The following is a 16832-nucleotide window of genomic DNA, read 5'->3' on the forward strand; positions in this document are numbered from 1 at the left end:
AACCTGCCATGGCACTCGAAACCTTCGTCAATTCCGAGCCGTTTACGTTCGGCGTCGAACTGGAGATCCAGGTCGTCAACACGCACAACTACGACCTGACCAAAGCGGCGTCCGACCTGATGCGCCTGATCCAGGGCGAGACCTTCCCGGGCAACATCACGCCGGAAATCACCGAGAGCATGATCGAGCTGTCGACCGGCATCTGCCATTCGCACGAGCAGGCGGTCAGCGAGCTGCACGCGATCCGCGACGTGCTCGTGAAGGCGGCCGATCAGCTCAACGTCGGGCTGGCGGGCGGCGGCACGCATGCGTTCCAGCAATGGAGCGACCGGCAGATCTACGATGCGCCGCGCTTCCAGTACATCTCCGAGCTGTACGGCTATCTCGCGAAGCAGTTCACCGTGTTCGGCCAGCACGTGCACATCGGCTGCCCCGATCCCGACAGCGCGCTGTTCCTGCTGCACTCGATGTCGCGCTTCATTCCGCACTTCATCGCGCTGTCCGCGTCGTCGCCGTTCGTGCAGAACGTCGACACCGGCTTCCATTCGGCGCGCCTGAATTCGGTGTTTGCGTTCCCGCTGTCGGGCCGCGCGCCGTTCGTGCTGACCTGGGACAGCTTCGAGGAGTACTTCACGAAGATGGTGAACACCGGCGTCGTCAACTCGATGAAGGATTTCTACTGGGACATCCGGCCCAAGCCCGGCTACGGGACGATCGAGGTCCGCGTGATGGACACGCCGCTGTCGGTCGACCGCGCGGCGGCGATCGCCTGCTACATCCAGACGCTCGCGCGCTACCTGCTGACCGACCGGCCGCTGAAGCTGTCCGAGGACGACTACCTCGTCTACACGTTCAACCGTTTCGAGGCGTGCCGCTTCGGGCTCGAGGGCACCTGCGTGAATCCTCAGACGGGTGAGCGCCGAACGATCGCCGAAGACATCCTCGACACGCTCGACCGGATCGCGCCGCATGCGGCCGCGCTCGGTTCGCGCGCGGCGCTCGACGAGATCGGCGCGCTCGCCAAGGCGCGCGTGAACGACGCGTCGTGGTTGAGAACCGTTTTCAAACAGGAAAAATCGCTCAATGAGACGGTCCGCCAGCAGTGCTTACGTTGGCGCGAGTGAAAAAATGTTTTGCAGATTACGGGGTCGACCGAGTCGCGATTCACTGAACGACCGGCGGCCCCGATTGCCGCCGAAATCGTTGCCGGTTGTCCTGAAAATCTGTGGATAACCTGATATTCCTCAGCAAAGTCAACGGTCTGTGCGCGGGATAACCCGGTGGATCGTTGCGGTCGGCCCGGTGGCCGATCCGAACAGGAAAATGCCCTTGCGCACCGTTCGGCGGGCGTTCGGCATTGCAGGCACAACGAAAAATTTTGGTTATCCAGCGATTTTCCACAGAATGAAGGGGATAACTTAGCTGTGCGATTTTCCGCTCTCGCTTAGAATGTCGGCTTTGCGGACACCGGAACGATGCGTGTCTTACCGGTCGCCGCGAACGCGACCGCCGCGTGTGCCCTCGCGACGGCCGTGCTGACATACTCGCAAGAGCATGTCTGTTTTGAGATAGACATTCGATCTCCACACTACGGCCGCTCGGCAAACCGGGCGGCGGCAAAGCGAAAAGACTATGAGCGAAGGCGTTTACGGGAATCAGGCTTCGGGACGTGTGACCCACAGCCTGCTGCGGTTGAGTACGGCCATGCGAAGCCAGGCATGGGATTGGGCGGAAGGCGCAGGCCTCACGCCGACGCAGGGCGAGATTCTCGTGCTGCTGCTGCAGCGCAAGGGCCCGATGCGGCTCGGCGAGATCGCGCGCGAGACGCAGCTGACCGCGGCGACCACGAGCGATGCGGTGAGCACGCTCGAAACGAAGGGGCTCGTCGAGAAGCGCCGTGCGCTGGACGATGGCCGCGCGCTGGCCGTGCGCCTGTCGGCCCGTGGCCGGACGGCCGCGAAGAAGGCGCTGCAATGGCCTGAATTCCTGACGAAAGCGGTCGGCAAGCTCGGCGCGGACGAGCAGGGCGCACTGTATCGCGCGCTGCTGAAGACGCTGCGCGAACTGCAGGTGGCCGGTGCGACGCCGCCGCAGCGCATGTGCCTGACGTGCGCTCACTTCCAGCCGGGCAAGCTGTCGAAGAAGACCGTGCATCATTGCGCGGCGCTCGACATCTCGATGTCCGACAGCGATCTGCGTCTCGACTGCTCGGTGCAGGAAGAGGCCGACGCGGCGACGCAGAAGAAGACCTGGAAGATTTTCGCCGGCTGACGTCCGTCGATCGACCGGGAGGCCGATGATGAACGCTGAAGTCGTGGCGATCCGCCACGTGCATTTCGAGGATCTCGGGAGCTTCGAGCAGGTGCTCGGCGAACGGGGCCGGCGGGTGCGCTACGTCGACGTCGGGTCGTCGCGGGTCGAGGTGCTCGACGTGCTCGAGCCGTCGCTTCTCGTCGTGCTCGGCGGGCCGCTCAGCGTGTACGACGATGCGCAGTATCCGACGATCGCGCCGCTCGCGGCGCTCGTGCGCCAGCGCATCGACGCCGGGTTGCCGATCCTCGGGATCTGTCTCGGTTCGCAGTTCATCGCCCGGGCGCTCGGTGCGCGCGTCTATCCGGCTGCCCGGCATGAACTCGGCTGGACGCCGCTGACGCTCACCGATGCCGGTCGCGCGTCGCCGCTGCGCCATCTCGATGGTGCGGCGACGTCGATGCTGCACTGGCATGGCGACACGTTCGACCTGCCGGGCGGGGCGATTCATCTCGCATCGACCCCGGCCTGCCGTCACCAGGCATTCGCATGGGGCCGGCACGTGCTGGCACTGCAATGCCATCCGGAAATCCGCACCGACCGTTTCGAACCGTGGCTGATCGCGAACGCCGGCGAAATCGCGGCGACGCCAGGCATCGACGCGCGCCAGTTGCGCGCCGATACCGCTCGGCACGGCCCCGCGCTCGAGGCGGCCGCACGACGCATGTTCGCGGAGTGGCTCGACAGCGTCGGACTCTGACGCCGCCAGCGGCACCGCGGTTCGCCGCGCAGAGGTTGCCCGGTCCGCATTCGTTGCAAGCCGGCGCGTCGCCGTATGCGCAGCCTTTTCTCCGTTGCCGGCAACCGGCCGCCGGTCGTACCTGACCATCCGCTTACTGCCGAACGCGCCGGCGGCACGCTTGCCGCCTGCATGCTACGCTCGTCCGCTCTTACCTTTCCTGGCGAGCGGCTTCCATGACTGCGCTGTTTTCCCCGTTCACGCTGCGCGGCGTGACCCTTCCGAACCGGATCGTGATCTCCCCGATGTGCCAGTATTCGGCCGAACGCGGCGAGGCGACCGACTGGCACATGATTCACCTCGGCCATCTCGCACTGTCGGGCGCGGGGCTGCTTTGCATCGAGGCGACCGCGGTGGAACCCGACGGGCGCATCACGCATGGCGACCTCGGCCTCTGGGACGACGCGACCGAAGCCGCGTTGAAGCCGGTGCTGGCCGCGATCCGCAAGCATTCGCCGGTCCGCATTGCGATGCAGCTGTCGCATGCGGGGCGCAAGGCATCGAGCAACGTGCCGTGGCAGGGCGGCCAGCTCGTGTCCGTCTCCGACGGCGGCTGGTTGCCGCATGCGCCGTCGGCCGTGCCGCACAAGGACGGCGAGACGCCGCCGCTCGCACTCGATGCTGCCGGCCTCAACCGGATCCGCGACGCGTTCGCGGCCTCGGCGAAGCGGGCAGCACGGCTCGGCATCGACGCGATCGAAGTGCACGCGGCGCATGGCTACCTGCTGCATCAGTTCCTGTCGCCGCTTGCGAACCAGCGCACCGATGAATACGGCGGCTCGCTCGAAAACCGCATGCGCTTTCCGCTCGAGATCTTCGAGATCGTGCGCGCGGCGTTTCCGGAGGACCGACCGGTCGGCGTGCGCGTGTCCGCGACCGACTGGGTGGAAGGCGGCTGGGAGCTCGACGATACGATCGCGTTCGCGCACGAACTGAAGCGCCGCGGCTGCGACTGGATCGACGTGTCGTCCGGCGGCGTGTCGCCGCTGCAGAAGATTCCGCTGTCGCCCGGCTACCAGGTGCCGTTCGCGCAGGCCGTGAAGCGCGCGGTCGGCATGCCGACGATCGCCGTCGGCCTGATCAACGAGCCCGCGCATGCGAACCGGCTCATCGAGGCCGGCGATGCCGATTTCGTCGCGATGGCGCGTGCGATGTTGTACGACCCGCGCTGGCCGTGGCACGCGGCGGCCGAGCTCGGCGCGCAGGTAACGGCGCCGCCGCAATACTGGCGTTCGCAGCCGCGCGAGCACAAGGCGTTGTTCGGCGACATCGCATTCGGCCAGCGTTGAGCACCGCGCGCGCAATATTGCGCGTGATGTTGAACGAAGCAATCGTGAACGTGTAGGATGCGGGTGATTCGCCGCATGCCCCGACGCGGCACCAACCGGTGCCGCGTTTTCGTTTTGCGCGACGCCGGGCCGTGACTACGGCCGACTTCCATTCAAGTCGTCTTCACAAGGATTCGTTCGATGAGTTCACGCAGGATCGCGGTGCGCCGCTCGGGAGTACACGGCAAGGGCGTGTTCGCCGTGGCGCCGATCAAGGCCGGCGAGCGCGTAGTGGAATACAAGGGCGAACGAATTTCGTGGAAGGAGGCGCTGCGCCGCCACCCGCACGACCCGAGCGAACCGAACCATACGTTCTACTTCGCGCTGGACGAGGGCGGGGTGATCGACGGCAAGATCGACGGCAACAGCGCGCGCTGGATCAACCACTCGTGCGCGCCGAACTGCGAAGCCGAGGAAGTCAAAGGCCGCGTGTACATCCACGCGCTGCGCGACATCGGGCCGGAAGAGGAACTGTTCTACGACTACGGCCTCGTGATCGACGCGAAGCTGACGAAGAAGCTCAAGCGCGAGTACGCGTGCCATTGCGGCGCGTCGTCGTGCCGCGGCACGCTGCTCGCGACGTCCGACGAGGGCGGGAAGAAGAAAAAGAAGAAGGACAAGAAGGACGGCAAGTCCGAGTCCCGATCGAAGGACAAGAAAAGCAAGAAGTGACGCAGGTGGCGGCGCATCGTGCGCTGCCGCTGCCGTTTCAGCGGAAGGCCGCCGCATCGTGCCGCCGTCCTTTCCGCCTTCCTCATCCGGCGCGCGGCCCGATCAGCTGCCGCCCGCCGCGAGTCCCTCAGTTTCTCGATTCCTCAGTGCGTCGACGCGGCGGCCGGTGTTTCGCTGGCCGGCTTCTCGGTGCGCGCGACCAGCGGCACCCGCACCACGAAGCGCGAGCCGCCTTCCGATGCATCCTCGTACGAGACGGTGCCGCCGTGCATCGCGATGATGTCGTGCACGATCGCGAGGCCGAGCCCGGCGCCCGTCTCGACGCCGTTGCCGCTTTGCGCGTCGCCGCGGAAGAAGCGCTTGAACAGGTCGGCCTGCTGGTTGGCAGGCACGCCGGGGCCGTTATCCTCGACGACGATCTCGGCGGCCGGCTGGCCGTCCTCGAGTGCGCCGCGCGCAACGTTCACCGTGATCCGTGCGCCGTCCGGCCGCGCGAGCGGCACGTACTTCAGCGCATTGTCGAGCAGGTTCGCGATCACCTCGCGCAACAGCACGGGGTTGCCGCGCACGACCAGCTTCTCGTCGTCACCCGGATCGTCGGTGCGCTGGAAGCCGAGGTCGACGTGCGACGCAAGCGCGCGCGGCACCCATTCGGCACCTGTCTCGAACGCCATCGCCGCGAGGTCGACGTCGACGAATCGCGCGGCCTGTTCACCTGGCTCCGCACGGGCGAGCGACAGCAACTGGTTGGACAGCCGCACCGCGCGGTCGGCGGCCGCGCGCAGTTCGCGCACCGCGGCGAAGGTCTGGTGCGGGTCGCGCGCCACGGCCGCCTGCTCGGCATGCAGCTTCACGGCCGTGAGCGGCGTGCGCAACTGGTGAGCGGCATCGGCGATGAACTTGCGCTGCGCGTCGAGCGCCGTCTTCAGGCGGCCGAGCAGCGCGTTCATCGCGCTCGTCAGCGGCCGGATTTCCAGCGGCACCTCGGTTTCGTCGACCGGTTCCAGCGACGTGTGGGTCTGCCGGTTCAGCGAATCGGCCAGGTGCGTGAGCGGGCCGAGCTGCTGGTTCACGACGCGCCACACGATGCCCCAGCCCGCGAGCAGCAGCAGCAGCAGCGGCATCATGATCGCGACGAGGAACTCGGCCGCGATCCGGTAGCGGTGCCGCACCGGCTGCGCGACCTCGACGACCATCGGCTTGCCGCCCTCGACGTCGTCGACGCGCACCTGCGCAACCCGCACCGCACGGTTGTCGTACTCGGCCTCGAACACGTATGCGTGATGCATGCGGCGCACGTTGATGCCCTGCAGCGGCAGCTTGGGATCGCCGGCGAGTTCCTGTTCGCCATCGCTGATCCGGTAGATCAGCGCTTCGGCGGGATCGGAGAACATCGCCTGCGCGAGCGGCGGCACCGTGAACGGCGCGTCGGGGCCGGCGATCTGGATCTGTTTGGAGATGGCGGTCGCGAGATCGGCGAGCGAGCGGTCGATCACGTGCTGCGTGTATTGCCACGCGAGCCAGTAGGCGATCAGGCCGCTCATCAGCGCGAGCATCGACAGCGGGGCGGCGAGGCGCCGAAGCAGCGAGCGGCGCAGGCTGGTGGTCACAGCCGGATCAGGAGACATTTCGACGGGCAAATGGATAAGCGCCGCTCACGGGGAGCGGCGCGGTCGTGCGCCGGGCCGCGACGCGAAGCAGCGCGTACACGCGGGCGGCACGTGGCCGCCCGGCGTGCGGTGCCGCTCAGACGCTTGCCGTCTGGCGGATTTCCTGCAGCAGGTAGCCGAAGCCGCGCACCGTGACGATTTCGACACGGCACTGCTCGAGTTTCTTGCGCACGCGGTGGACGTAGACTTCGATCGCGGTGTCGCCGAGATCGCCGCCGAAGTGCGTGAGGTGATCCTGCAACTGGGCCTTGCTGACGACGCGGCCGTGACGCAGCAGCAGCATTTCGAGCACCGCGAATTCGCGCGGCGACAGTTCGAGCGGCTTGTCGTCGTTGAAGATGCGGCGATCGACGCCCGACAGGCGGACACCGCCAAGCGACACTTCCGGACGCGGCATGTCGCTGTGCGGGCCGCTGCGGCGCATCACCGCGCGGATGCGCGCTTCGAGCTCGGCCGGCTCGAACGGCTTGAGCATGTAGTCGTCGGCGCCGGAGTTCAGGCCCTGGATCCGGTCGTTCAGCTCGTCGCGTGCGGTCAGCACGATGACGGGCGTGTGGCGGTTGGTCTGGCGGAAGCGCGTGAGCAGCGTCATCCCGTCGATGCCCGGCAGGCCGAGGTCGAGGATCACGAGTTCGTGGCGGTTCTGTGCCAGCGCCTGTTCGGCAAAGATGCCGTCATGCACCATGTCGACGGTGAAGCCAGCCTGCTCGAGGCTGCTCTGGATACCGCGTGCGATGGGGCGGTCGTCTTCGATCAGAAGGAGTCGCATGAAGTTCGCTCAAGTACAATGGGTTGGCGGTTTAGGCACGCGGACAGCACGACGCCGTTTCCACAGGGGCGCCGCAACACCTGACATCAAGCATGGCGGCCAGCGAACGATTAAATCCAAACATGTCCGATATTTCGATCAACGACCTAGAAGCCGCGATCAATTTCTGGCGCGCCCGCTCGCCGTCGAGCGGCGACGAACTCAAACTCTGCGAAGAGGCCAGCGCGCTTTCCAAGCCGTATGCGCTGCTGATTGTACAGCGCGAAAGCGCGCTACAACTGGAAGGATTGGACCCCAAGGCGCGGAATGCGTACGAGACTTACGTGCGCCTTAAGGATGGCTTGGAAAGCTGAAGGCTTTCGCTGACTACATCCTAGAAAACGTTCATCGAAATGAAAAGTTGACGCGCCGCGCATCGAAAGACGCGCGGCGGTAGAGGAAGGCCTCAGGCGGCCGGTTGCGCGTGTGCGCCGGCACGGTCGATGAACAGCGCCAGTTCGATGTCGCGTTCGGTCAGCCCGTCGGCATCGTGGGTCGACAGCGTGACGTCGACACGGTTGTACACGTTGAACCATTCCGGATGGTGGTTCATTTCCTGCGCCTTGATCGCGACGCGCGTCATGAAGCCGAACGCTTCGTTGAAATCGGCGAAGCGCAGGCTGCGCTGGATCGCATCGCGGCCCGGGACGGCCGTCCAGAGCGGCAGGCCTTCGAGCCGGGTCTTGCGTTCTTCTGATGTGAGCTTGTGGATCATCTTGCACCTCTCGGTCGGTAACGGCGCCCGCGCACGGCTGCGCCGCGCGGCGAAGCCGGCACCGGTCATTGTTTCATAGTTGCGGGACGGCCATCCGGAGACGGCGATCGGGAGTCCGGCAGCGGCGCGTTCCGGCGCCCTCGAACGTCACGCGTCGGCGTCGTCCGGCCAGCCTTCGCCCGTGCCGCGATGCAGCACGCGATCTGTATCGAGCACCGCGCCGGCGGCAAACTCGGGCAGCGCCGCCAGCCGGTCGGCCAGCGCACGGCCGTCGACGTCGGCGAGCGCGAACAGCTGCGCGAAATCGTCGATCACGAAGTAGGTCTTCTGGAAGGTGTCGATCCGGTACTTCGTGCGCATCACGCGCTCGAGGTCGAAACCGAGCCGGTTCGGCGCCGCGCTTTCGAGGCTGTACAGGCTTTCGCCCTTGCTCGACACGATCCCGGCGCCGTAGATCGACAGCCCGTTCGTGCCGCGCGGGTCGCGGATCAGCCCGAATTCCACCGTATACCAGTAGAGCCGCGCGAGGCGCGTCAGCGCCGCTTCATCGTCGGCGACCGCGAGCGCGGTGCGGCCGTACGCCTGCATGTAGTCGGCGAACACCGGGTCGATCAGCAGCGGCACGTGGCCGAACAGGTCGTGGAAGCAGTCGGGTTCCTGCAGGTAGTCGAGCTGGTCGGGACGGCGCATCCACCAGGTAACGGGGAAGCGCCGGTTCGCGAGATGCTCGAAGAACACCCGGTCGGGCACGAGGCCCGGCACCGCGACGATCTCCCAGCCCGTCGCCGGTTTCAACTGACGGTTCACGTCGGCGAACGACGGCACGCGGTCGGCCGGCAGGTCGATCTTCCCCAGTCCAGCGACGAACGCGTCGCATGCGCGCCCGCGCAACAGCGCCGACTGGCGTGCATAGAGCTGCTTCCACACCGCGTGGTCGACCTGGCCGTAACGCGCGAACGGCTGATCGATGGTGAAATCGGCGCGGGTTTCGAGGCCCGCATCGAACTGCTCCTGCAGTTTCGCGGTGACGACGGTGGACATGATCTGGCTCTGCACGCGGTGAGTTGGAATCATGCAAGTGTAGAGCGGGCTGCGCGCGGAATGGGCGCAATATTGGCGTAGATTCGCTAGATGATGCGATAATCGCGCATAAAATCACGAATCAATGCGGAGAATGCTCATGCTGGAACTCGATCACTTCGATCTCGCGCTGCTGGACGTGCTGCAGCGCTTCGGCCGCGCGACGCATCAGCAGCTCGGCGAGGAGGTGCCGCTGTCGCCGTCGCAGATCGGCCGGCGGCTGCAGCGGCTCGAGGCTGCCGGCGTGATCGAAGGCTACCGTGTGATGCTGCGCCCCGAAAAGCTCGGGCTCGGCGTCACCGCGTTCACGAGCCTCAAGCTCAAGCACCACGGCGATTCGATCATCGAGCAGTTCCAGCAGCAGATCGACGTGCTGCCCGAAGTGCTCGAATGCCACGCGGTGGTGGGCGATGCCGACTACCTGCTGAGAATCGTTGCGCCCGACCTGAACGCGCTGTCGCAGTTCGTGATGAAGAAGCTGATGCGTGTGCCGGGCGTCGACAGCGTGCGCTCGAACATCGTGCTGACGACCTTCAAGCGCAACGGTGCGCTGCCGCTCGCGCACCTGGCGCCCGGCGCCGCCTGACGCGGTAACCGCGCGGCGGCAGGGTTGAAGGCGGCGCGGGTTGCGCCGCCTTGGGGCAGGGCCGGATCAGGCCACTTCGTGCGGCGTGTCGGCGTTCAGCAGGTCGACGTACGCAACTGCGACGAGATCGTCCTGCGACACGCCGAGCTTCGCGAACACGTCGTGTGCTTCGGCTTCGCCGCCGGCTTCGTCGTCATCGGGGCCGAGCACGACTTCCAGCTCGATGAAATCGCCGAGACCGTCGACACGGTCGAGGTGGATGCGCGTGCGGCCCGCAAGGTACACGTGCCGTTCCTTCGTCACGATGCCGCGCGTGGTCAGCGCGGTGGCCAGCAGCGCGTGCATCGCGTCGGGATTTGTCACCGGGCTGCGCGTGTAGTACGACGCCTTCGGGCCGTCGCGGTCGTCGCGCTGGTAGAAGATCAGTTCGGCCGGCGTGCCGTCCTCGAAGCGGCGCAGCTTCAGCCGGCCGCGCGGCACGTCATAGAAGAAGTCCTGCTGGCGATAGAACAGCGGCGCTTCGGTCGCGAGGGTCGCCGCGCGTTCGCGCAGCCGGTCGAATTCGCGGGCGCGGGCTTTGATCTCGATGTTGCGGGCCATGCGGGTCTCCTTCAATCGGGGTCTCGCGGTGTGCGAACGCACAATCTAGCAAAAAGCCCGCGAAGGTGGCGTGACGAGCGGCGGGACGCGGCGACACGACGCGGCCGGGAGGCTCGCCCCGTGATTGCACGGTTCACGCGCACGCGATGGCCCGCACGGTCGCCGGCTGCCGGCCGGAGACGGGGTCAGGCGTTGACGCCCGGTGCGCGGCCAGCCGGCGTGCCATCAGCAGTACTCATATCGCCCACTGCGCTTCGATCAGCCGCAGCGCGGCCGCGATCGCCGGTTCGTCGCGCCGCTCGGCGAGCGTCACGAACGTCAGCTCGGTCGGCACCGTCACGGGCTCGACGATCGTCAGCGCATGCGCGTGCGCTTCGGCCAGCGCGGTCGAGTCGCGCGCGAGCGTCAACCCGATCCCCGATTTGACGAGATCGAGCATCGACTGCTCCTGGTCGACCTCGGCAACCTTGAGCGGCTGCGCACCGGCTTCGGCGAAGCGCCGCGACAGCAGCCGGTGGTGCGCGGACGCAGGCGGCGTCCAGATCCACGGCAGCGTGGCAAGCGAGCGCCAGTCGTGTGCGCGCTGCACGCGCTCCTTCCAGCCGGCCGGCGCGAGCACGCGGTACTGGAAATGCGTGAGCGTGACGGTGTGGAACAGCGCGCCGTCGAGCGGATCGTCCTCGCCCGGCCGGCCGATGTAGTAGCCGACGTCGAGCGCCTGCGTGCGCACCTGTTCGATCACCCAGCCCGACATTCCGTGCCGCAGCGCCGTCTCGATCTGCGGGTGGGTTTCGACGAGCGCGCGCAGGAAGCCGCCGAGCCGCAGGAAACCCGGATCGAGGATCGTGCCGATCCGCAGCCGGCCGCGCACCTCGTGCCGCAGCGCAGCAGCGGCGCGCTGCACGTCGGCGGCCGCGGCAAGCGCGCGTTCCGCATGCGGCAGCAGCGTCTGGCCGTCGCGTGTGAGCGCGAGGCCGCGCGACGTGCGCGTGAACAGCGTGACGCCGAGCGTTTCCTGCAGATGCTTGATCTGCAGGCTCACCGCCGGCTGCGTCAGGTGCAGCTGCACGGCGGCGCGCGTCAGGTTGCCTTCGCGCGCGACGGTCGCGAACGCGCGGAGCAGGGTGAGATCCATCGTCGTGATATGAGCGCAGCTTATAACGCAGTTCAGCATAACTCATTGGATCGGCGGCCGGCGGCCGGAGTACGCTTCATCGGTCGTGGCGCGCGGGGCCGCAAGCGCGGCTCGCGACGCACTATGCTGAAAATGACGCGCGGCGTTGCGCCGCGTGACAGGAGACAAACCGTGACTACCCAACGCACGCTAGAAGGCGAATTCGATTACGTGATCGTCGGCGCGGGCACCGCGGGCTGCGTGCTCGCGAACCGCCTGACCGAGGATCCCGACATCCGCGTGCTGCTGCTCGAAGCGGGCGGCAAGGACGACTATCACTGGATCCATATCCCGGTCGGCTATCTGTATTGCATCGGCAATCCCCGCACCGACTGGCTCTACAAGACGCAACCCGAAGCCGCGCTCAACGGCCGTGCGCTGTCGTATCCGCGCGGCCGTGTGCTCGGCGGCTGCTCGTCGATCAACGGGATGATCTACATGCGCGGCCAGCGCGAGGATTACGACAGCTGGGCGCAGGAAACCGGTGACGCCGGCTGGTCGTGGGACAGCGTGCTGCCGATCTTCAAGCGCAGCGAGGATCATCATGCGGGCGCGAGCGACGCGCACGGCGCGGGCGGCTACTGGCGTGTCGAGAAGCAGCGGCTGCGCTGGGAGATCCTCGAATCGTTCGCGCAGGCCGCGCAGCAGACAGGCATCCCGGCAACCGACGATTTCAACCGTGGCGACAATTCCGGGGTCGGCTATTTCGAGGTGAACCAGAAGCGCGGCGTGCGCTGGAATACGTCGAAGGCGTTCCTGCGGCCCGCGATGGCGCGCCCGAACCTGACCGTGATCACCGGCGCGCAGGCGCAGCGCGTGATCTTCGACGGGCGGCGCGCGGTCGGCGTCGAATACCACGGCGGCGGCACGGATTACGTCGCGCGGGCCCGCGCGGAGGTGCTGCTGACTTCCGGCGCGGTGAATTCGCCGCAGCTGCTCGAGCTGTCGGGTATCGGCGATGGCCGGCGGCTGCAGGCGCTCGGCATCGACGTCGTGCAGGATCTGCCGGGCGTCGGCGAAAACCTGCAGGATCACCTGCAATTGCGGATGGCGTTTCGCGTCCAAGGCGTGCGCACGCTCAACACGCTGTCCGCGCACTGGTGGGGCAAGCTGATGATCGGCGCCGAATATGCGCTGCTGCAGCGTGGGCCGATGTCGATGGCGCCGTCGCAGCTCGGCGCGTTCGCGAAATCCGATTCCGAAGATCCCGCGCTCACGCGCCCCGATCTCGAATATCACGTGCAGCCGCTGTCGCTCGAACGCTTCGGCGAGCCGCTGCACAGCTTCAACGCGTTCACGGCGTCCGTGTGCCATCTGCGGCCGACGTCGCGCGGCAGCGTGCATATCGCGAGCGCCGATCCGGGCGCGGCACCCGCGATCGCACCGAACTATCTGTCGACTGACCACGATCGCCACGTTGCCGCGAACGCGCTGCGCCTCACGCGCCGGATCGCGTCCGCGCCTGCGCTCGCGCGTTATCGCCCCGAGGAAATCCTGCCGGGCCTGCAATACCGGAGCGAAGCCGAGCTGATCGAGGCGGCCGGCGCGGTCGGCACGACGATCTTCCATCCGGTCGGCACCTGCCGGATGGGGCGTGCCGACGATGAGCGCGCGGTGGTCGACAGCCGGCTGCGCGTGCGCGGCATCGCCGGGCTGCGAATCGTCGATGCATCGGTGATGCCGTTCATTACATCGGGCAACACCAATTCGCCGACGCTGATGATCGCCGAGCGCGCGAGCGACATGATTCGTGCCGATCGCCGCGCGGCGCGCGAAGCGACGCCGGTGCGCACGGAGCCGGCGGTGACGGCCGCGTGACGGAACGCTGGCACGCACGACAGCGGGCCGTCATGATGACGCCCGCTGATTCGCTATGCGAAACAAGCTGCTGCTGTTGCAGCGGCGGTGCCGATGGTTCCGAATAACGCCGGTTCGTCCGGCAAGATCCATGCAAGCCGTGCAGCCGCACGGCTTTTTTGTGGCGTGCGTGCGGGGCCTTGCGGATGGTCAACGCACGATGATGCACGTGTCAAAAAAGCGGCGTGAAAAACCATGCACAGCCGCGTGCGACATGGCGGCCACCCCTATAAGTGCAAATCCCGATGATTGCACTGCACCAACGGCGAGACAATGTGGCGCAGTGTGCATACGCGTCGGCGCGGGAGACCACCCTCGAGGCGTAACACGGCGCCCGGGGCAGCCCGCTCATCCGCTGACCTGTTTCGCGGACGCTTCTCGCGAATCTTCCCGGTGCTTCGCCTGACTTCGTACGGAAGGGAACATGATTCTCGGCGACACGATTCTGGAAACACGCGGACTGACCAAGGAATTCAGGGGTTTCACGGCCGTCAACGGCGTGAACCTGCGTGTGCGTCGCGGTGCGATCCATGCGCTGATCGGACCGAACGGCGCGGGCAAGACGACCTGCTTCAACCTCCTCACCAAATTCCTGACGCCGACGGCGGGCCAGATCGTCTTCAACGGCATCGACATCACCGACGAGCGGCCCGCGCAGGTGGCCCGCCGCGGCATCATCCGCTCGTTCCAGATCTCGGCTGTCTTCCCGCACCTGACCGCGCTGCAGAACGTGCGCATCGGGCTGCAGCGCGCGCTCGGCACCGAATTCCATTTCTGGCGCAGCGAACGCACGCTGAAGCGGCTCGACGACCGCGCGATGGACCTGCTCACGCAGGTCGGCCTCACCGATTTCGCGCAGGTGCCGACCGTCGAGCTTGCATACGGCCGCAAGCGCGCGCTGGAGATCGCGACGACGCTCGCGATGGAGCCCGAGCTGATGCTGCTCGACGAGCCCACGCAGGGAATGGGCCACGAGGACGTCGATCGCGTGACCGCGCTGATCAAGAAGGTCGCGAGCGGCCGCACGATCCTGATGGTCGAGCACAACATGAACGTGATCGCGGGCATCTCCGACACGATCACCGTCCTGCAACGCGGCGAGGTGCTGGCCGAAGGCTCGTATGCGGAAGTGTCGAAGAATCCGCTCGTCATCGAGGCCTACATGGGCAGCGCCGACGCGGCGCTCGCGGGGGCGCACGCATGAAGCACAGCGAACGGGAGGAACGCGAATTGAGCGGCGTCGAAAGCGGTACGCCCGCGCTGGAGATCACGGGCCTGGAGGCCTGGTACGGGGAATCCCACATATTGCACGGTGTCGACCTGACGGTGCATCGCGGTGAGGTCGTCACGCTGCTCGGCCGCAACGGCGCGGGCCGCACGACGACGCTGCGCGCGATCATGGGCCTGACGGGCCGCCGCAGCGGGTCGATCAAGGTCGCGGGCAACGAGACGATCGGCCTCGCGACGCACCGCATCGCGCATTACGGCATCGGCTACTGCCCGGAGGAGCGCGGGATCTTCTCGAGCCTGTCGTGCGAGGAGAACCTGATGCTGCCGCCGCTGATCGGGCCGCGCGAGCACGCGATGCCGATCGACGAGATCTACGCGATGTTCCCGAACCTCGCGTCGCGCCGGCAGAGCCAGGGCACGCGGCTGTCCGGTGGCGAGCAGCAGATGCTCGCGGTCGCGCGGATCCTGCGCACCGGCGCGAACCTGCTGCTGCTCGACGAGATTTCCGAAGGTCTCGCACCGGTGATCGTGCAGGCGCTGGCGCGGATGATCGTCGCGCTGAAGGCGCGCGGCTACACGATCGTGATGGTCGAACAGAATTTCCGCTTCGCCGCGCCGCTTGCCGACCGGTTCTACGTGATGGAGCACGGCAGCATCGTCGAACATTTCCAGGCGGCCGAACTGGAAAGCAAGATGCCGACCCTGCACGACCTGCTCGGGGTGTGACGCCGCCCCGTTTCCCTTGCCGCTAGCCGTGGCGGCTCTCGAACAACCACAACGCATCAGAACAACAGGAGACGTCAATGAAAATGAAGACCCTCGCACAGGCCTGCCTCGCGCTCGCGACCGCCGCGTTCACCGCCGGCGCTGCACACGCGGCGGATACCGTGAAGATCGGCTTCATCACCGACATGTCGGGGCTTTACGCGGATATCGACGGGCAGGGGGGCCTCGAGGCGATCCGCATGGCAGTGGCCGACTTCGGCGGCAAGGTGCTCGGCAAGCCGATCGAGGTTGTTTACGCGGATCACCAGAACAAGGCCGACATCGCCGCGTCGAAGGCGCGCGAATGGATGGACCGCGGCGGCCTCGACCTGCTGGTCGGCGGCACGAACTCGGCCACCGCGCTGTCGATGAACCAGGTCGCGGCCGAGAAGAAGAAGGTGTACATCAATATCGGCGCGGGCGCCGACACGCTGACCAACGAGCAGTGCACGCCGTACACGGTCCACTACGCGTACGACACGATGGCGCTCGCGAAGGGTACTGGTTCGGCGGTGGTGAAGCAGGGCGGCAAGTCGTGGTTCTTCCTGACGGCCGACTATGCGTTCGGCAAGGCGCTCGAGAAGAACACGTCGGACGTCGTGAAGGCGAACGGCGGCCAAGTTCTCGGCGCGGTGCGCCACCCGCTGTCGGCATCGGATTTCTCGTCGTTCCTGCTGCAGGCGCAAGCGTCGAAGGCGCAGATCCTCGGTCTCGCGAACGCGGGTGGCGACACGATCAACTCGATCAAGGCCGCGAAGGAGTTCGGCATCACGAAGACGATGAAGCTCGCCGCGCTGCTGATGTTCATCGACGACGTGCACAGCCTCGGCCTCGAGACGACGCAGGGCCTGGTGCTGACCGACAGCTGGTACTGGAACCGCGATGCGGCGTCGCGCCAGTGGGCACAGCGCTACTTCGGCAAGATGAAGAAGATGCCGTCGAGCCTGCAGGCGGCCGACTACTCGTCGGTGACGACCTACCTGAAGGCGGTCCAGGCCGCCGGCACGACCGACTCCGACAAGGTGATGGCCGAGCTGAAGAAGATCAAGATCAACGACTTCTACGCGAAGGGCTACATCCGCACGGACGGCAGCATGATCCACGACATGTACCTGATGGAAGTGAAGAAGCCGTCGGAATCGAAGGAGCCCTGGGACTACTACAAGGTGCTCGCGACGATTCCGGGCGAGCAGGCGTTCGGGACCAAGCAGGAAACGCGCTGCGCGTTGTGGAAGTAGGCAGGGCGTAGCGGCGCGCGCGGGCGCGCCGCTCGGTGGCGGCTGCGGCGATGTGCCCGC

At 66.7% G+C, this 16832-nt stretch carries 17 protein-coding genes; 11 read left to right on the plus strand and 6 right to left on the minus strand.

The window, feature by feature from the left end:
- The first annotated feature begins 8 nt into the window (after nt 1–8).
- The 5 genes from C5O79_RS22335 to C5O79_RS22355 all read left to right on the plus strand — a co-directional run bounded on the left by C5O79_RS22335 (nt 9) and on the right by C5O79_RS22355 (nt 5049).
- Complete coding sequence (locus tag C5O79_RS22335) at nt 9–1124, plus strand: YbdK family carboxylate-amine ligase (RefSeq protein ID WP_006490006.1); 1116 nt, start codon at nt 9–11, stop codon at nt 1122–1124.
- Nucleotides 1125–1632: 508 nt separating this feature from the next.
- The gene (locus tag C5O79_RS22340; RefSeq protein ID WP_027788730.1) at nt 1633–2271 is read left to right on the plus strand and encodes a MarR family winged helix-turn-helix transcriptional regulator; all 639 of its coding nucleotides are present in this window, start codon (nt 1633–1635) and stop codon (nt 2269–2271) included.
- 28 nt (nt 2272–2299) lie between these two features.
- Nucleotides 2300–3010, plus strand: coding sequence for a glutamine amidotransferase (locus C5O79_RS22345; RefSeq protein WP_131931767.1), 711 nt, complete (start codon nt 2300–2302; stop codon nt 3008–3010).
- A gap of 215 nt (nt 3011–3225) precedes the next feature.
- Nucleotides 3226–4338: an NADH:flavin oxidoreductase/NADH oxidase gene (locus C5O79_RS22350; protein WP_131931769.1), complete on the plus strand. Its 1113-nt coding sequence runs from the start codon at nt 3226–3228 to the stop codon at nt 4336–4338.
- 180 nt (nt 4339–4518) lie between these two features.
- Entirely contained in the window at nt 4519–5049 is a 531-nt protein-coding gene (locus C5O79_RS22355) for an SET domain-containing protein-lysine N-methyltransferase (RefSeq protein ID WP_046550062.1), read from the plus strand.
- 143 nt (nt 5050–5192) lie between these two features.
- Here C5O79_RS22355 and C5O79_RS22360 read toward each other — a convergent pair whose 3' ends face one another.
- Both C5O79_RS22360 and C5O79_RS22365 read right to left on the minus strand, forming a co-directional pair.
- Entirely contained in the window at nt 5193–6677 is a 1485-nt protein-coding gene (locus C5O79_RS22360; RefSeq protein ID WP_122473440.1) for a sensor histidine kinase, read from the minus strand.
- A 118-nt stretch (nt 6678–6795) separates the two neighbouring features.
- Nucleotides 6796–7488 (minus strand): response regulator transcription factor, encoded by a 693-nt coding sequence (locus tag C5O79_RS22365; RefSeq protein WP_006401494.1) that lies wholly within the window; start codon nt 7486–7488, stop codon nt 6796–6798.
- Between the two features lie 122 nt (nt 7489–7610).
- Between C5O79_RS22365 and C5O79_RS22370 the strand changes: the two genes are divergently transcribed.
- Nucleotides 7611–7841, plus strand: coding sequence for a DUF3717 domain-containing protein (locus C5O79_RS22370; protein WP_039351485.1), 231 nt, complete (start codon nt 7611–7613; stop codon nt 7839–7841).
- A 92-nt stretch (nt 7842–7933) separates the two neighbouring features.
- Here the strand turns inward: C5O79_RS22370 and C5O79_RS22375 are convergent, their stop codons facing one another.
- Both C5O79_RS22375 and phhA read right to left on the minus strand, forming a co-directional pair.
- A complete protein-coding gene (locus C5O79_RS22375) occupies nt 7934–8242 on the minus strand; it encodes a 4a-hydroxytetrahydrobiopterin dehydratase (RefSeq protein ID WP_039352208.1) in 309 nt (102 codons plus the stop codon).
- Nucleotides 8243–8389: 147 nt separating this feature from the next.
- Entirely contained in the window at nt 8390–9283 is an 894-nt protein-coding gene (gene phhA, locus C5O79_RS22380; protein ID WP_047852587.1) for a phenylalanine 4-monooxygenase, read from the minus strand.
- A 139-nt stretch (nt 9284–9422) separates the two neighbouring features.
- On the opposite strand from phhA, the gene C5O79_RS22385 reads away from it, so the two are divergent.
- The gene (locus C5O79_RS22385; RefSeq protein WP_006408082.1) at nt 9423–9908 is read left to right on the plus strand and encodes an Lrp/AsnC family transcriptional regulator; all 486 of its coding nucleotides are present in this window, start codon (nt 9423–9425) and stop codon (nt 9906–9908) included.
- 66 nt (nt 9909–9974) lie between these two features.
- Here the strand turns inward: C5O79_RS22385 and C5O79_RS22390 are convergent, their stop codons facing one another.
- Complete coding sequence (locus C5O79_RS22390; protein ID WP_039351482.1) at nt 9975–10508, minus strand: class IV adenylate cyclase; 534 nt, start codon at nt 10506–10508, stop codon at nt 9975–9977.
- A 235-nt stretch (nt 10509–10743) separates the two neighbouring features.
- Nucleotides 10744–11643 (minus strand): LysR family transcriptional regulator, encoded by a 900-nt coding sequence (locus C5O79_RS22395; protein WP_071335400.1) that lies wholly within the window; start codon nt 11641–11643, stop codon nt 10744–10746.
- Between the two features lie 171 nt (nt 11644–11814).
- Between C5O79_RS22395 and C5O79_RS22400 the strand changes: the two genes are divergently transcribed.
- From C5O79_RS22400 to C5O79_RS22415, 4 genes are all read left to right on the plus strand, one after another.
- Nucleotides 11815–13500 carry a choline dehydrogenase gene (locus tag C5O79_RS22400; RefSeq protein ID WP_046550064.1) on the plus strand — a complete coding sequence of 562 codons (1686 nt, stop codon included), beginning with the start codon at nt 11815–11817 and terminating at the stop codon, nt 13498–13500.
- A 463-nt stretch (nt 13501–13963) separates the two neighbouring features.
- Entirely contained in the window at nt 13964–14743 is a 780-nt protein-coding gene (locus tag C5O79_RS22405) for an ABC transporter ATP-binding protein (protein WP_021160426.1), read from the plus strand.
- Nucleotides 14740–15495, plus strand: coding sequence for an ABC transporter ATP-binding protein (locus C5O79_RS22410; protein WP_039351472.1), 756 nt, complete (start codon nt 14740–14742; stop codon nt 15493–15495). Before C5O79_RS22405 ends, C5O79_RS22410 begins: the two co-directional genes overlap by 4 nt.
- Nucleotides 15496–15572: 77 nt before the next feature.
- Nucleotides 15573–16772: an ABC transporter substrate-binding protein gene (locus C5O79_RS22415; protein WP_046550065.1), complete on the plus strand. Its 1200-nt coding sequence runs from the start codon at nt 15573–15575 to the stop codon at nt 16770–16772.
- Nucleotides 16773–16832: the final 60 nt, after the last annotated feature.

The sequence above is a fragment of the Burkholderia sp. SRS-25 genome, assembly GCF_004343765.1.
In the GTDB taxonomy this organism is placed as follows: domain Bacteria; phylum Pseudomonadota; class Gammaproteobacteria; order Burkholderiales; family Burkholderiaceae; genus Burkholderia; species Burkholderia contaminans.

Excerpts from the sequence above, each read along its gene's own strand:
- C5O79_RS22415 (WP_046550065.1), top strand. The coding sequence starts at position 15,573 with ATGAAAATGAAGACCCTCGCACAGGCCTGCCTCGCGCTCGCGACCGCC.
- phhA (WP_047852587.1), bottom strand. The coding sequence starts at position 9,283 with ATGTCCACCGTCGTCACCGCGAAACTGCAGGAGCAGTTCGATGCGGGC.
- C5O79_RS22335 (WP_006490006.1), top strand. The coding sequence starts at position 9 with ATGGCACTCGAAACCTTCGTCAATTCCGAGCCGTTTACGTTCGGCGTC.
- C5O79_RS22360 (WP_122473440.1), bottom strand. The coding sequence starts at position 6,677 with ATGTCTCCTGATCCGGCTGTGACCACCAGCCTGCGCCGCTCGCTGCTT.
- C5O79_RS22345 (WP_131931767.1), top strand. The coding sequence starts at position 2,300 with ATGAACGCTGAAGTCGTGGCGATCCGCCACGTGCATTTCGAGGATCTC.
- C5O79_RS22385 (WP_006408082.1), top strand. The coding sequence starts at position 9,423 with ATGCTGGAACTCGATCACTTCGATCTCGCGCTGCTGGACGTGCTGCAG.
- C5O79_RS22370 (WP_039351485.1), top strand. The coding sequence starts at position 7,611 with ATGTCCGATATTTCGATCAACGACCTAGAAGCCGCGATCAATTTCTGG.
- C5O79_RS22390 (WP_039351482.1), bottom strand. The coding sequence starts at position 10,508 with ATGGCCCGCAACATCGAGATCAAAGCCCGCGCCCGCGAATTCGACCGG.
- C5O79_RS22410 (WP_039351472.1), top strand. The coding sequence starts at position 14,740 with ATGAAGCACAGCGAACGGGAGGAACGCGAATTGAGCGGCGTCGAAAGC.
- C5O79_RS22350 (WP_131931769.1), top strand. The coding sequence starts at position 3,226 with ATGACTGCGCTGTTTTCCCCGTTCACGCTGCGCGGCGTGACCCTTCCG.
- C5O79_RS22355 (WP_046550062.1), top strand. The coding sequence starts at position 4,519 with ATGAGTTCACGCAGGATCGCGGTGCGCCGCTCGGGAGTACACGGCAAG.
- C5O79_RS22405 (WP_021160426.1), top strand. The coding sequence starts at position 13,964 with ATGATTCTCGGCGACACGATTCTGGAAACACGCGGACTGACCAAGGAA.
- C5O79_RS22395 (WP_071335400.1), bottom strand. The coding sequence starts at position 11,643 with ATGGATCTCACCCTGCTCCGCGCGTTCGCGACCGTCGCGCGCGAAGGC.
- C5O79_RS22340 (WP_027788730.1), top strand. The coding sequence starts at position 1,633 with ATGAGCGAAGGCGTTTACGGGAATCAGGCTTCGGGACGTGTGACCCAC.
- C5O79_RS22365 (WP_006401494.1), bottom strand. The coding sequence starts at position 7,488 with ATGCGACTCCTTCTGATCGAAGACGACCGCCCCATCGCACGCGGTATC.
- C5O79_RS22375 (WP_039352208.1), bottom strand. The coding sequence starts at position 8,242 with ATGATCCACAAGCTCACATCAGAAGAACGCAAGACCCGGCTCGAAGGC.